The sequence below is a fragment of the Streptomyces sp. H27-H1 genome (assembly GCF_026627445.1).
GTDB lineage: Bacteria > Actinomycetota > Actinomycetes > Streptomycetales > Streptomycetaceae > Streptomyces.
Genome location: NZ_JAPNLJ010000016.1, coordinates 134,309 through 148,883 on the forward strand (window position 1 = coordinate 134,309; position 14,575 = coordinate 148,883).

13 protein-coding genes are annotated in these 14,575 nt (G+C 73.6%); 5 read left to right on the forward strand and 8 right to left on the reverse strand.

From position 1 onward, the window contains the following. The first annotated feature begins 11 nt into the window (after window positions 1–11). Complete coding sequence (locus OTB20_RS19725) at window positions 12–773, forward strand: methyltransferase domain-containing protein (protein ID WP_267756732.1); 762 nt, start codon at window positions 12–14, stop codon at window positions 771–773. Between the two features lie 226 nt (window positions 774–999). Next, window positions 1,000–2,571: an RNA polymerase sigma factor gene (locus OTB20_RS19730; protein WP_267756733.1), complete on the forward strand. Its 1,572-nt coding sequence runs from the start codon at window positions 1,000–1,002 to the stop codon at window positions 2,569–2,571. A gap of 17 nt (window positions 2,572–2,588) precedes the next feature. Here OTB20_RS19730 and OTB20_RS19735 read toward each other — a convergent pair whose 3' ends face one another. The 5 genes from OTB20_RS19735 to OTB20_RS19755 form a co-directional block, all read right to left on the reverse strand. Further along, window positions 2,589–4,397, reverse strand: coding sequence for a DUF2201 family putative metallopeptidase (locus OTB20_RS19735; protein ID WP_267819224.1), 1,809 nt, complete (start codon window positions 4,395–4,397; stop codon window positions 2,589–2,591). Further along, window positions 4,394–5,455: an ATP-binding protein gene (locus OTB20_RS19740; protein ID WP_267819225.1), complete on the reverse strand. Its 1,062-nt coding sequence runs from the start codon at window positions 5,453–5,455 to the stop codon at window positions 4,394–4,396. Before OTB20_RS19740 ends, OTB20_RS19735 begins: the two co-directional genes overlap by 4 nt. A gap of 153 nt (window positions 5,456–5,608) precedes the next feature. Further along, complete coding sequence (locus OTB20_RS19745; RefSeq protein WP_267819227.1) at window positions 5,609–6,058, reverse strand: SRPBCC family protein; 450 nt, start codon at window positions 6,056–6,058, stop codon at window positions 5,609–5,611. A 53-nt stretch (window positions 6,059–6,111) separates the two neighbouring features. After that, the gene (locus tag OTB20_RS19750) at window positions 6,112–8,202 is read right to left on the reverse strand and encodes a phage holin family protein (protein ID WP_267819229.1); all 2,091 of its coding nucleotides are present in this window, start codon (window positions 8,200–8,202) and stop codon (window positions 6,112–6,114) included. Between the two features lie 133 nt (window positions 8,203–8,335). Next, on the reverse strand, window positions 8,336–8,740 hold the full coding sequence (locus OTB20_RS19755; protein WP_267819230.1) for a hypothetical protein: 405 nt from the start codon (window positions 8,738–8,740) through the stop codon (window positions 8,336–8,338). Window positions 8,741–8,884: 144 nt separating this feature from the next. Here OTB20_RS19755 and OTB20_RS19760 point away from each other — a divergent pair, with 144 nt between their 5' ends. Together OTB20_RS19760 and OTB20_RS19765 are read left to right on the forward strand one after the other, a co-directional pair. Next, window positions 8,885–9,655: an MBL fold metallo-hydrolase gene (locus OTB20_RS19760; protein WP_267819232.1), complete on the forward strand. Its 771-nt coding sequence runs from the start codon at window positions 8,885–8,887 to the stop codon at window positions 9,653–9,655. 5 nt (window positions 9,656–9,660) lie between these two features. After that, a complete protein-coding gene (locus tag OTB20_RS19765; RefSeq protein WP_420716442.1) occupies window positions 9,661–10,278 on the forward strand; it encodes a DedA family protein in 618 nt (205 codons plus the stop codon). Window positions 10,279–10,317: 39 nt separating this feature from the next. On the opposite strand, the gene OTB20_RS19770 is transcribed toward OTB20_RS19765, so the two are convergent. The 3 genes from OTB20_RS19770 to OTB20_RS19780 form a co-directional block, all read right to left on the reverse strand. Then, a complete protein-coding gene (locus tag OTB20_RS19770; protein ID WP_267819236.1) occupies window positions 10,318–11,451 on the reverse strand; it encodes an MBL fold metallo-hydrolase in 1,134 nt (377 codons plus the stop codon). 74 nt (window positions 11,452–11,525) lie between these two features. Next, complete coding sequence (locus tag OTB20_RS19775; RefSeq protein ID WP_267819237.1) at window positions 11,526–12,806, reverse strand: aminotransferase class I/II-fold pyridoxal phosphate-dependent enzyme; 1,281 nt, start codon at window positions 12,804–12,806, stop codon at window positions 11,526–11,528. 112 nt (window positions 12,807–12,918) lie between these two features. Continuing rightward, window positions 12,919–13,491: a TIGR03086 family metal-binding protein gene (locus OTB20_RS19780; RefSeq protein WP_267819239.1), complete on the reverse strand. Its 573-nt coding sequence runs from the start codon at window positions 13,489–13,491 to the stop codon at window positions 12,919–12,921. A 231-nt stretch (window positions 13,492–13,722) separates the two neighbouring features. On the opposite strand from OTB20_RS19780, the gene OTB20_RS19785 reads away from it, so the two are divergent. Beyond that, window positions 13,723–14,541, forward strand: a complete 819-nt coding sequence (locus OTB20_RS19785) for a class I SAM-dependent methyltransferase (RefSeq protein ID WP_267819241.1) — start codon at window positions 13,723–13,725, stop codon at window positions 14,539–14,541. Window positions 14,542–14,575: the final 34 nt, after the last annotated feature.

Here is a 14,575-nt window from a genome sequence, read left to right on the forward strand (position 1 = left end):
ACGATCGAGACATGACGCGCACTTTCGACCATCTCGTCGCGGAAGCGGAATCCGTCTCCGTGGACGGCTGGGACTTCTCCTGGCTCGACGGCCGCGCCACCGAGCAGCGCCCCTCCTGGGGCTACCAGCGCCTCCTCGCACAGCACCTCGCGCGGGTCCGCTCCGCCCTGGACATCCAGACCGGCGGCGGAGAGGTGCTCGCGGGGGCCGGCCCCCTGCCCCCGCTGACGGTGGCCACCGAGTCGTGGCCGCCGAACATCGACAAGGCGACCCGGCTGCTGCACCCGCTCGGCGCGGTGGTGGTCGTCGACTCCGACGAGCCGCCGCTGCCGTTCGGCGACGAGTCCTTCGAGCTCGTCGCCAGCCGGCATCCGGTGACGATCTGGTGGGAGGAGGTCGCGCGGGTGCTGCGGCCCGGTGGCTCGTACCTCTCCCAGCAGGTCGGCCCGAGCAGTGTCTTCGAGCTCGTGGAATACTTCTTGGGCCCGCAGCCGGAAGAGGTCCGGCGGGCCCGGCACCCCGACGACGCGGTCGCCGACGCCACGAAGGCAGGGCTGGAGGTCGTCGATCTGCGCTCCGAGCGACTGCGGACGGAGTTCCACGACATCGGAGCCGTGATCTACTTTCTACGGAAGGTGATCTGGATGGTGCCCGGCTTCACGGTCGGGCAGCATCGGGACCGGTTGCGCGAGCTGCACGAACAGATCGAGCACGAAGGCCCGTTCGTCGCGCACACCGCCCGATTCCTCGTCGAGGCCCGCAAAACGGGCTGACAAAACGGGCGGACGCGGCCACCCTCGACCGGTTGCCCGGTCACAGCGTGGCGCAGGTCACTCAATTCAGCGCGTAACGAATCTACTCGGGCATGCGATGAACCGACAGGTGTCCTCGTGCGGCGCGGAATACAGACCCCCCTCGGGTCTGTTTCCCGAGTTCGCGCGATGATGTCCCGCCACCCCCCATATCTGTTCGCAATCTGTTCGCAACGAGAGGCTCCTTGTGTCGCTCAGCCCGTCCCGTACGTTCCCCACGGAGATCGCCGAATCCGAGGCCCTGGTCGCGCTTGTCGAGCGCGGCCGCGAGCAGGGTCACATCAACGGTGATGACGTGCGCCAGGCCTTCGAGGCCGGCCGCATCCCGGTGGACCAGTGGAAGCGGGTCCTGCGCAGCCTGAACCAGGTCCTGGACGAGGAGGGTGTCGCGCTGCACGTCAGCGCCGCGCCCGCCACGAAGGTTGCCGCCAAGAAGCCGCGCAAGGCGGCCGCCGCCCCGGCGCGCGTCGCCAAGAAGGCCGCTGCCCCGCCGCGTCTCATCGGTGCGCGCAAGACTGCTGCCACGACCACCGCCGCGGCGATATCCGATCCGACGGCCTCCGGGACCGAGGAGGAGGTGGCGGCCGAGGCCGCCGCCGCGCCGAAGAAGCGGACGGTCAAGAAGACCGCCGTGAAGAAGACCGCCGTGAAGAAGACGGCGGCCACGAAAAAGGGCGCCAAGGACGGCGACGACGACGAGACCCCCGCGGCCACGGGCGAGGACTGGGCGGCCGAGGACCCCGACGAGGGTGACGAGAAGGAGACGCCCAAGACGGGCGGCAGCGCGGGCTTCGTCCTGTCCGACGACGACGAGGACGACGCCCCGGCGCAGACCGTCATGGTCGCCGGCGCCACCGCCGACCCCGTCAAGGACTACCTCAAGCTGATCGGCAAGGTGCCGCTGCTCAACGCCGAGCAGGAGGTGGAGCTCGCCAAGCGCATCGAGGCCGGTCTCTTCTCCGAGTACAAGCTCGAAGAGGAGGAGGACCACAAGCCCGCGTTCAAGCGCGAGCTGGAGATCCTCGTCGAGGACGGCCGCCGGGCCAAGAACCACCTGCTGGAGGCCAACCTCCGCCTCGTGGTCTCCCTCGCCAAGCGCTACACCGGCCGCGGCATGCTCTTCCTGGACCTGATCCAGGAGGGCAACGTCGGTCTGATCCGCGCCGTGGAGAAGTTCGACTACACCAAGGGCTTCAAGTTCTCCACGTACGCCACGTGGTGGATCCGGCAGGCGATCACGCGTGCCATGGCCGACCAGTCGCGCACCATCCGCATCCCCGTCCACATGGTCGAGATCATCAACAAGCTGGCCCGCGTCCAGCGCCAGATGCTCCAGGACCTCGGCCGGGAGCCCACTCCGGAGGAGCTGGGCAAGGAACTCGACATGACCCCCGAGAAGGTCATCGAGGTCCAGAAGTACGGCCGTGAGCCGATCTCCCTGCACACCCCGCTGGGTGAGGAGGGCGACAGCGAGTTCGGTGACCTCATCGAGGACTCCGAGGCGGTCGTGCCGGCCGACGCCGTGAGCTTCACCTTCCTCCAGGAGCAGCTCCAGTCCATCCTGGGCACGCTCTCGGAGCGCGAGGCGGGCGTGGTCTCCATGCGTTACGGCCTCAACGACGGCCAGCCGAAGACCCTCGACGAGATCGGCCGCGTGTACGGGGTCACCCGTGAGCGCATCCGCCAGATCGAGTCGAAGACCATGTCGAAGCTCCGTCACCCGTCGCGCTCGCAGGTGCTGCGCGACTACCTCGACTAAAAACGGGGTCCGCGCCCTCAGGCCAGCCGGAAGACCGGCCCGCGGGGCGTGAACGGCAGGGAGGCGCCCTGCGGAACCAGGAAGGCGTGCTCGCGCCGGATCCGCAGGGTGTCGGTCCACCCGTCCGTGATCACCAGCACCGGGGCTCCGGGCGGGAAGTCCTCCGCCTTCTGCAGCAGGTCGATGCCCGGCTGCAGTACGGTTCCGCCCCGGCCGCGCACCCTCACCCGGCCCGCGATCTCGGCCGGGGGCAGATAGCCCGCGTCGTACGGCGCCGCGTCGCAGAACACGACGCGGGCGGCCGGTACGTCGCGGGCCTGCGCGTACGAGGCGATGGCGCCGAGCGCCTTGCCGAGCAGTGCGGTGTCCATCGACGCCGAGGTGTCGAGGACCACGCCGAAGGTGCAGCGGGCGATCTCCTCGGGCGGGAAGTACCGGCCCGCCCGGGGGATGTCCGGAGTGGAGGCCTGGCGGCGCGCCGGGCGCGCGAAGCTGCGTACGGGGTACGGGCGCGGCACGAACTCGTCGAACCAGCGGGCCAGGCGGGCGTCCCACGGCACCGGCGGGTGCGCCAGGGAGCGGATCTCCTCGATCAGCCCGGCGGGCAGCAGGCCGCGCTCCTCGTAGGTGTGCAGGTCGAAGCCCTGGACCAGGCCGCGCCGGTAGAACTCGTCCAGATCGGTGTACGGTCCGCTGCCCGGGTGGGGCAGCGGCTCGCCCAGGATGTCCCCGCGGCCCTTGCCGCGCAGGGTGGCGAGCCTGCGCATCCTGCGCAGGTCGGCGGTGATCCGGTCGTAGACCTCCTCCACGGACAGGTCCCTCAGCTCCGGGTCGTACAGCAGCCCCTCGGGCATCTCGCCGACGCCCATCTCCACGAGCCAGCCGTTGACCACGTAGTCGGCGGCCACGTTGTGCAGGTACGGGTCACGGGCGCCGCGGCGCTCGCCGTGGCGCAGGGCGGCGTGCAGCATCTCGTGGGCCAGGATGAACCGCCACTCCCCGTCGGCGAAGCGGCGCAGCGGGTTGACGTAGATCTCCCCGGCGCTCGTGCTGACGGCGGCGACGTCGATGTCCTGGGCGCGGGCGAGCTCGGCGTCGGCGACGATCTTCAGACCGCTGGCGAGGCCGCCGAGCAGCGGGTACGAGGAGACGAACCAGTTCAGGGCCCGGTCCCACGGGCGTTGCTCCACGCGCTCCCCCGTGACCCGGTCGCGGCGACCGCCGGCCACCTCCATGGCCGCGGAGACGCTGCGGGTCAGGGCGTGCGCGAAGGCGGTCTCCCAGTCGGGGACCGCGGTGTTCCACATGCGCCAGGTGACCAGGACCTGGTCGGGGTGGTCGCCGGCCGTGCCGCAGGCCTCGTAGGCGGCGGGAATGCCGTCGCGGCGCCAGCGGGCCGCGAGCAGTTCCTCGTCGCCGCCCGGGTACTCGGCGGGGAGGTCGTCGGGGGGCCTTACGGACGGCTGCGTCAGCAGGAAGCGGTTGACGACGGCGCAGCGGGCCGCGAGGTCGAAGCGGTCGGGCTGCGCCCGCTGCTCCTGGTCCGCGGCCGGGACGTGGCCGAAGCCGAGGTGGAGCAGGGCGTGGGCCAGGGCCCAGGCCCAGGTCCGGGGATCCGCGCGCCGGCCGGAGCGGACGTGCAGGACACCGTTGGAATCCACGGCGACCAGGCCCGATGCGGGGGTCAGGCGGCACGGGGCGTGCCCGCACACGCTCCCGCCGACGGCGGCGAGGGCCGGGTTCCGCTTCACCAGGGCGAGCCCCTCGGCGAAGGCCTGGGCGGCGGGGTCGGGCGCCTTCTTCTGCGGGCGGCGGGGCGCGCTCACCGGCGGGCTTCGACCAGGCGCGGCATGTCCCGGGCGGCCTCCACGAGGAACCAGGAGGGCAGCACGGGCAGCCCGTCGGCGTCGTCGGCGATGACGGTCTGGGCCACCTCCACGGAGATCTCGGCGAGCTGGACCAGCAGCGCCTTGGCGCGGTAGGCGGTCTGGCGCAGGGCGGGCGAGACGTGCTCGCGCTGCGCGGGCAGTTCCTTGACCAGGCGGCCCCGGAAGGCCTCGGCGAGGTAGTAGAGCAGATCGCGGTCGGCGGTGCGGGTGGGCCAGGAGGCGTCACCCTTCATGATCGCTTCGATGCCGAAGCTGTGACGCACGATCTTGGCGTAGCCGCGGAAGGAGACGGCGTGCGCGGGGGTGAGGGTGCCGTGCGCGAGCACACCGAGCGTCTGCTCGTCCAGGTCCGGCCCGAAGGAGTGCAGGGCGTCGGAGAGCATGTGCCAGGAGCGGGGCGTGGAGAACGGCTCCTCGGTCTTGGGCGGCTGCGACCAGAGGTGGTCGGGGCGGTCGGTGAGGTAGTCGGTGACCCACGGGTGGATGCCGTGCTCGCCGGCCCAGACCAGCCAGTCCCCGGCGGAGGCCCGCAGGTGGACGTGGGTGAGCCGGTTGACGAGCGCGGAGGCGATGGGCCGGGCCAGGGCGTTGTCGGTGGCCCGGTTGCCCGCGCCGATGACGATGGAGCCCGCGGGCAGCTCGTAGGAGCCGATCCGCCGGTCGAGAATGAGGGAGTAGAAGGCCTTCTGGACGTCCGGGCTCGCGGCGTTGAGTTCGTCGAGGAACAGGCAGTAGGGCTCGTCGCGGGCGATGGCCTCGGGCGGGCAGAACACGGACCGCCCGTCACGGATCTGCGGTACGCCGATCAGGTCCTCGGGCGCGAGCTGCGTACCCAGCAGGCTGACGCACTCCAGTCCCAGCGAGTCGGCGAACTTCCGCACGAGCGAGGACTTCCCGATGCCGGGCGCTCCCCAGAGGAACACGGGCCGCACGGTGGCGAGCCCGAGGAGCAGTTCGGGGAGCTGGGCGGGGGTGACGGTGACGGCGGCCTGCACGGGTGACGATGCCCCTTCGGGGTCCGGGAACGCGGTGCGCCCAGTGTGGGTGCACCGCGAGTCCCGAAGCACCCGGTTTTTCCCGGCCGCTGCCGCCGCGGCCCCGTCGCTCGCCGCTCGCCGCGGGCCCGGAGCTCCTTGGGGAGCGGACCCTCAGGCCGCGGAGTGCTCCAGCAGGTGCTTGAGCTTCTCCTCGCCCCGGGGCATCTCCTTGCGGACCATCGGTTTGACCACGAGCGGGACCAGCGCCCTGCCCACGCCGTGGCCCTCGAAGTCGACGGCGAGGGTCACGCGCGAGCGGGTCCCGTCGTCCAGGGGTTCGATGCGGCCCCGCACGTCCGGCCGGACCGGACCGTCGAGTCCGTGCATGTGCCAGCTCCTCGGCGGGTCCAGCTCCATGACCTGCATGGTCGTGGGGATGCGGCGCTTGCCGATCTGCCGGGTGACGACCACCTTCGAACCCACGTGGACGGGAAGTTCTCCCATCGGCACCGCGGAGAGAGCGCTGTCCTGCCACTCCGGCAGGTGCGTGGGATCCGTCACGTAGTCGAAGACGTCCTCGGGCCGGCGGTCGATGTCGATGCTCTTGCTGATCGCGGACATGATGACCCCTCGGAGCCCCCCTGGTCTCTCCCTCCAAAGTACGCCGCGGGTGCTCAGCGCGCCGGGGGCGTCTTTGCCACGGGGGTCGCGGAGACCGCCGGGGGGACCGGGACCTGGGGCCCGTCCGCCTCGGTGAGCCAGCGGCGCAGCACCCCGTGGACCGCCTCCGCGCCCACCAGTTCCCCGTCCGGCCGGTACACCGGCTCGGAGAGCTCCACCGGCCACATCAGGAACGGGTGGCCCTGCTCCCCGCCCAGGCCGCCGTGCGAGCCGATCTGCTCCTCGAAGGCGTGCACCTCGCCCGTCTCGGGGTCGTAGGCCGAGTTCACCATCACGTCGGCCACGTGCGGGAAGGTGTCGGTGCGCCGGACCGCCTGCGCCGCGCCCGGACCGAAGCGGGCCAGCAGCTCCTCGACCGCGCCCGGCTCGTCGAGCCGCGCCTCGGCCCCGTTCGCCGCGAGGACGATCCCGTCGACGAGCAGGAATCCGACCCCGGGGTGGTTGGCCAGGGTGGCGAGCAGCGCCGGGTGCGCGCGGTCGATCCGCTCCTTCGACGCCCGGCCGGCCAGGTTCGGGAAGGAGATCAGCCCGAGGTTGCCCGATGCCAGTACCACCGGGTCCGGGCCCGGCCCGGGACGTACCTCGTCGCCCGTCTCCTCCACCGGCCGGTGCAGGGCGGCCCGTACGGCGGCCCGCGCCTCGGCCCCGCTGTGGGTACGGCCGGCCCGCCGGGACACCGGCAGTCCGCACCCCGCGCGGACCAGGTCCTTCAAGGTGAGCCCGTACCGGGCCAGGAAGGTCTCCCCCGGGCTCTGGCCGTGGTCCGAGAGCAGCACGATCCGGTACTCCCTGGGCGCGTGCTCGGCGACCCGGGCGATGAGCGCGAGGCTGCGGTCGAGCCGTGCGAGCACCTGCTCGGTGTCCCGGGAGCGCGGGCCCGAGTGGTGGGCGACCTCGTCGTAGGCGACCAGGTCGGCGTAGACCGCGGCGCGCCCGGCCAGCATGTCGCCGATCACCGCCGCGACGACGACGTCGCGCTCCACCACCGTCGCGAAGGCCCGGATCAGCGGATACAGCCCGCCGCGTCCGACGCGTGGCCGCAACCCGCGTACGCGGCCGCGTACCGACTGGGTGATCTCGCGGGCCACCTCGGCGACGAAGGAGAGCGCGGTGCGGACCGCGTTGGCCGGGTCGGAGAAGTACGCGAAGTAGCCCGCGCGGGAGCGGTTGTCCCGGCCCCGCCGGGCGGAGACGGACAGGACGAGGGCCAGTTGGCCGGCGCCGCCGCTGAAGAGGTTGCCGCGGCTGGCGCCGTCGAGGGTGAGCAGGCCGCCGTCCCCGGTGCGTTCGACGGCCCGCCGCTGGAGCTCGGCGGCGCTGGTGGGCCGGTTGCAGACGACCACCTCGCCGGTGTCCTTCTCGTACCAGCGGAAGGCCGGGACGTCAAAGTTGGAGCCGTGCAGGATGCCGAGCTGGCTGGCGCCGGTCTGGCTGGACCAGTCGGTCCGCCACGAGGTGATGCGGTGGCTGTGGTCGAGCCACTCGGCCACCGTCGGCATCAGACCGCTGCCGGCCGCGCGGCGCAGTACCTCGTACCCGACCCCGTCGAGCTGCAGGAACACCAGGGCGGGGGCGCGTTCGGCGGCCCCGGGCATCCCCTCGCGGTGCTGGCGGCGCCGGCGGCGGTCGGCGAGGCGGTAGAGCCGGCGCCGGTAGGCCTCGTCGTCCCGTACGGCGAGCGCGGTGGAGGTCGCGGACGCGACGGCGGACATCACGGCGGCGACCACCACGGCGGTCTCCGGGTCCGCCTCGCCGCGGCCGGCCGGGATCAGGCTGAGCGCCAGCAGCAGCAGCGAGCCGTTGAGGAAGAAGACGAGCAGGCCGAGCACCAGGGCCGGCACGAGCAGCAGGGCCCGTACGAGAACCGGCCACACCAGCGCGCTCAGCAGACCGAACGCCCCGGCGCCGAGGGCGGCTGTCAGGCCTATCTGCGTGATGCTGTCGCGGTCGCCGCCGGCGCCCGCCTGGAGCCTGAAGTCGGGAAGGATTCCGGCCAGGGCGAGCATGGTGAGGGTGGACACCGCCCAGACGATGATCACCCGCAGCAGGGCGCTGCCCGTACTCCGCCACCGGCCTCGCAACACCCGCAACCCACCTCAGCACCGTGGCCCGCGCCGCGCCGACGAGCCCCCGTCTCCACGGTGTCCAGGCTCGCACAGCGGCAACCGCCCGGCCGGGTGACACGGGCGGCGGATATGCGTACGGGGCTTCGGGGGGTCAGGTGCCGTCGTAGCCGGCGGTCGGCATGGAGAGGCGGCGGTGTACCTCGGCCTTCATCGCGGAGGTGTAGCGCGGCTCGTCGAGACCGGTGGTTTCCAGCCGTACGCCGCGCAGTTCGCATGCGGTGGTGAACTCCTCCACGGAGCGCAGCGCACGGGTCAGCACCCGGTGGTTGGCGGTGACGAACAGGTCGACGCGGCCGGCGTCGATGTCGTTCCACAGTCCGCAGTGGTCGGCGCGCAGCCCGTAGACGAACAGCTGGCGGGTCACCACGTAGCCGCGGTCGGCGGCCCAGCGCACGCACATGGCGTGCTGGCTCCGGGTGTCGACGGCGAAGGGATCCGTGTCCAGATCCTCCAGCGGGGCCAGGCTGGCGATCGCGGCCACGCGCAGCTCATCCATGCCGCCCGACCCTACTCCGATCCGCCGCCGGGGAGGAGGGGGCGTGGAGTCCCGGCTCCCCGGTTCCGGGCGGTTGGAGCGGGCAGCCTTTAGGCTCGGACAGGACCCGGTGAGGGCGGGGACCAGGGAGGGGATCGAGGGCCGGTGGACATCACTTGGTGGGGCCACGCCACGTGCACGGTCGAGGACTCCGGTGTCCGGCTGCTCACGGACCCGCTCTTCGCCCGCCGTCTGGCGCACCTGCGGCGACGCCGCGGGGCGGTGCCCCCGCCGGAGGCGGCGGTCGCCGACGCGGTGCTCGTCTCGCACCTGCACTCCGACCACCTGCACCTGCCGTCGCTGGCGCGGCTGGCGCGCGGAACCCGGCTGCTGGTGCCGCACGGGGCGCCGGGCGCGGTCCCGGGGCTGGCGCGGGTGGCCGGGGCGCGGGGTCTGGCGGTCACGGAACTGGCGCCGGGCGACACGGTGACCGTGGGGAACGGCGTACGGGTACGGGCGGTCAGCGCGCGGCACGACGGGCGGCGGCTGCCGTTCGGGCCCCGGCTCGCTCCCGCGCTCGGCTACGTGATCGAGGGCTCGTCCCGGACCTACTTCGCCGGGGACACCGGCCTGTTCGACTCGATGGCCGAGGAGGTCGGACCGGTGGACGTGGCCCTGCTGCCGGTCGGCGGCTGGGGGCCCTACCTGGGTCCCGGGCACCTGGACGCGGCGGGCGCGGCGCGGGCGCTGGCCCTGCTGGCTCCGGCGGCGGCGGTCCCGGTGCACTGGGGCACGTACTGGCCGATCGGGTTGGACGCGGTGCGGCCGCACGAGTTCCACGCGCCGGGCCAGGAGTTCATGCGGTGTGCACGGCGGGAGGCACCGAAGGTGACGGTACGGGTGCCCGCGCACGGTGAGCGGGTGCGGCTGCCGTGACGGCCCTGTCCGAGCTCGCGGAGGCGGCCGCGCAGGTCCCGCCGGAATCCACCCAGCAGGCGATCGGCTACCCGACCCTCTTCGTGCTGGTGGTGCTGGGCGCACTGGTGCCGGTGATCCCGACGGGCGCGCTGGTCAGTACGGCGGCGGTGGTGGCGTTCCACCAGGACTCCCTGCCCTTCGGGCTGTTGCTGGTGTTCGGGGTGTCCTCGCTGGCCGCGTTCGCCGGGGACCTGGCGCTGTACTGGCTGGGCCGGCGCGGGGTGCGCTCGCGCAACGGATCGCGACGGCTGGAGGCCCTGCGCCGGCGGGCGACCCCCGAACGCCTCGCCCAGGCTCAGCGGAAGCTCGACGAGAACGGCGTACTGGTCCTGGTGGTCTCCCGGCTGCTGCCGGGCGGCCGCATCCCGGTCATGCTGGCCTGCCTCCTCGCGGAGCTCCCGCTGCGCCGGTTCGCGCGCGGCGACGGCCCCGCCTGCCTGGCCTGGGCGGCGACCTACGGCCTGATCGGCATCGTGGGCGGCTCCCTCTTCGCGGAGCCCTGGAAGGGCGTGGCCCTGGCGGTCGCCCTCACGCTGGTCATCAGCGGCGCTCCGGCGCTCTGGCGGCGTCTGCGCCACTGACCCGGGCCCGGCCCCGGCCTCGGCCTCGGCTGCCCGGGCTTACAGCACGCGGGAGGCGCCGACCGGGAGGTCCCAGAGGTGTTCCCGGGGCAGTCCGGTGCGGGCCCAGGCGGCCCGTACCCGGTGCAGCGGCTCCATCACCGGCTCCGAGGACAGGACGAAGGTCCCCCAGTGCATGGGGGCCATCCGGCGGGCCCCCAGGTCCAGGCAGGCCTGAACGGCTTCCTCCGGGTCGGCGTGGACATCGCGCAGCCACCACCGCGGGGCGTAGGCGCCGATCGGGAGCAGCGCGAGGTCGATGCCGGGGTGCCGCCGTCCGATCTCGCCGAACCAGTGGCCGTAGCCCGTGTCACCCGCGAAGTACACCTTCTTCGGCGTCTCGGACCGCGCGTCGGCGAGCATCCAGCCGCCCCACAGGGTCCGGCACGCGTCCAGCAGGGACCGCTTCGACCAGTGGTGCGCGGGCACGAACTCGAACCGTACGCCGCCCAGTTCGGCCGACTCCCACCAGTCGAGTTCGGTGACCCGGGTGAACCCCCGCCGTCTACACCAGCGGGCGAGCCCGGCCGGGACGAAGAGCGGCGTCCCGCGCGGGAGACGCTTGAGGGTGGGGGCGTCGAGGTGGTCGTAGTGGTTGTGGCTGATCACCACGGCGTCGACGGGCGGGAGTTCCTCCCACCGCACGCCGACGGGGGTCATCCGTGCCGGGGTGCCGAGGATCTTCCGGGACCAGACGGGATCGGTCAGTACGGTCAGCCCGCCGATCCGCAGGATCCAGCTGGCGTGCCCGGCCCAGGTCGCGGACACCGTCCCGGCGGCCGCGGCGGGCAGCGGGGTGGGCGCGTACGGCAGGTCGGGGATGCCGCGCAGGCCTTCCGGGCCGGGGCGCAGGGCACCCTCGCGGGCGAGGCGGGCGAACGCGCGCAACCCCGGCAGCGGGGTGGTCAGCCGGTCCGCGAACGAACGTGGCCACAACCGGTGTTCCCCCAGCGGCCGCGGCCGCACGTGCCGGGCGCCGTCACCACCCCGCGCGGCCGCCGGGAGGACGTCCGCGGAGACGTCCTTGGGGGCGTCCGCGGGGATGTCGGCGGGGATGTCCGCGATGACCGCCGGGGGGACGTCCGCGGCGGCCTCGGCACGGGAGGCCGTGGGGGCGTCCGTCTGATCCCTCATCGAGAAGTCTCCGTTCACCGGCGGCAGTCGGGGGCAAGGTGGGTGCGCCAAGGCGGGGTGCTGTCCGGCGGGCCTCAGCCGGACAGTCCGGCCAGGACCGACCGGAGCCGGGCCAGGGAGTCCCGTACGTGGGGCAGTGCGAGGGGGTCGGTCGCGGTGAGCGCCGCGAGCCGCTCCTCCGGGGTGGCGCCCAGCAGCGGTCCGGTCGACAGCCGGACCCGCAGGGCGACCGGCTCGTCCGCGAACCGCTGCCCGCCGGGCGTCGGCGCGCCGAGCCGGCCGGCCAGCCAGTCCTCCAGTTCCATCGCGTCGCCGACCCCCTGCCGGGCGAGCCCCGCGCGCAGCGGTGTCAGGTCGGCGTAGAGGTGCCGGCCGGCCTGCGGGGGGCGGGCCAGTACCCCGGCGGCCAGCAGTTCCCGGTGCGCGGCGCCGGCCACCACGCCGTGCAGGGCGGCGGCCGAGGCGGCGCGTCCCGTCACGGAGGCGGGCTCGTCGAGGGCGTGCGCGGCCGCCCCGGCGACGGGGCCGGCGACGAACCCGCCGGTGGCGGTGAGCACGTCCAGGGTCCGGGCCCGCAGCCAGGTGCCGTGCGGGGTGCCGGGGAACCGGACGACGGCGGCGGGCCAGCCTGCGGGCAGCAGGGCGCCGGAGAGGTCGAGGAGCACCGCGGTGTCGTCCGGCAGCATCTCGGCGGGGCTGAGCACGACGATCCTGTCGCGGGAGCCCTTGGACCCGCCGGGGGCGCCGCCGCCCGGCCCGCCGAGGAGTCCGCGGGCCGGGCGGTGGACGGTGTCGCGCCAGGTCTCGTCGCTGACGACGAACAGTCCGGCGGATTCGGCGGCCTCGCAGGCCTCCAGGAGCAGCTCGGGCGGCGGGACGGTCGCGGTGGGGTCGTCGGCGACGGACAGCAGCAGCACCCGCGGGTCGCCGCCCTCGGCGCGGACCCGGCGCACGGTCTCCAGCAGGGCGTACGGGTCGGGTACGCCGCCGCACTCGGCCGGGGTGGGCACGTGGTAGGCCCGCCGTCCCAGCAGCCGGACCTGGGGCGTCCACCAGGCGGGACAGGGGCGGGGCAGCATGACGTCACCGCCGTACGCGCCGAGCAGCGCCAGCAGCAGGGCGGGTGCGCCCGGTCCGGCTGCGACGTGGTCGGGGTCGGTGGGCAGTCCGCGCCGCCCCCAGTGCCGGGCCGCGGCGGCCCGTACGGGTACTCCCCCGCCGGGCGGCTCGGGGGCCGACCGCCAGGCGGCCGCCGCGAGCACGGCCGTGAGCTCGGGCAGGACGGGCAGGCCCGGCTGGGGTGCGGGCGGACCGTAGCGGACCGGGCCCCGGCCCTCGGCCGTCGTGCGCTGCATCCCCGACACCGCGCGCCACCTCTCCCTGCCGTACCCGCGCTCGCCAACCATGCCTTTATACGATTATTCGCCAGCTATCGCCCGTTGTGGACATCGGTGGCGCCGCACTCCGTCAGCCGCTCCTCCCCAGCAGCGCGAGCAGCCGGGTCTGGGCATCCGCCCCGGCCGGCACCTCCAGCGGAGCCGCGTACATACCGCTCGCGGCCAGCCCGCCCGCGTAGGGCATGACCTCCTTGATGGAGAACTCGACGAGGCCGTCCGGCAGCCGGTCGTCGGCGCCGATGGCCCGGGCGAGGTCCCAGGTGTGGACGACGCAGTCCGCGGTCAGCTCCGAGCAGTACGCCGACCCCAGCGCGGGCCCGTACGAGAGCCGGACGGTCCGCCCGAGCGCCCCGGGGATCTCGAAGGCGGTGTGCGCGGCGGCCGAGGCCTCGTCCCAGGCGGCGCCCGGATCCGTGCCGAGGACATCGCCGTTGAAGGTGCTGCCGATGTCCTCGACGGTGCGGCCGTCGGTGACCAGGGGCGGTATCCACAGCTGTTCGGCGGTGACGTGGTTGACCAGGTCGCGCACGTTCCATTCGCCGCAGGGCGTCGGCGCGTCCCACTGCGCGTCCGGGACCGCGTGGACGTACTGGCCGAAGAGCCGCAGCGCCTCGGCATGCCGGTCGAGCAGCGGGTCCGGCATGGACCTCACCGTCCTTCACCAGGGTCGTCCCCTCCACCGCGTTCCCCCGGCTTCACTGTCCTCGCCCCCACCCCGGCCCGCCACCCGCCCGCCCAATTCCCTTGGCACGCAAGCATGGTGTCCACATGTCAAAACACATATCTCACACTACGAACAGATCCCTTAGGGTGAAACCACCGCTCGACACAGCACGCCCGACACAGCACTTCGACGACGAAGGAGCCCCTTCTCATGAACGCCACGCACGAGACCGCCGTCTACACCCACGGGCACCACGAGTCGGTACTGCGCTCGCACCGCTGGCGCACCGCCCGCAACTCCGCCGCGTATTTGATCGGCGAGCTGCGCCCGGGGATGTCCGTCCTGGACGTGGGCTGCGGCCCGGGCACGATCACGGCGGACCTCGCGGAGCTGGTGGGGCCGCAGGGCCGGGTCACGGCGGTGGACGCGGCGCAGGACGTGATCGAGCAGGCCGCCGCGTACGCGAAGGAACGGGGTCTGACCGGCATCGAGTTCGCCACGGCCGACGTCCACTGCCTGGACTTCCCCGACGACTCCTTCGACGTGGTCCACGCCCACCAGGTGCTGCAGCACGTGGGCGATCCGGTCGGGGCGCTGCGCGAGATGCGCCGGGTGTGCCGGCCCGGCGGGATCGTGGCGGCGCGGGACGCGGACTACGCGGCGATGACCTGGTACCCGGCGACCCCCGGCCTGGAGGAGTGGCAGGACCTGTACCAGCGGGTCGCGCGCGCCAACGGCGGCGAGCCGGACGCGGGGCGCCGCCTGCGCGCGTGGGCGCGGGCGGCCGGCTTCACGGACGTGACCTGCACGGCGACCTCGTGGTGCTACGCGACCGAGGAGGACGCCGCGTGGTGGTCCGCGCTGTGGGCGGACCGTACGACGGCCTCGGCCTACGCCGGGCTCGCGACCGGCGGCGGACACGCGACGGAGGCGGAGCTGGCGGCCGCCGCGGACTCCTGGCACAGCTGGGGCGCGGCCCCGGACGCCTGGTTCTCGGTCCTGAACGGCGAGATCATCTGCCGCGCCTGACCCAGGGTCCCCGGTCCAGGCCCAGTCCGGCTCA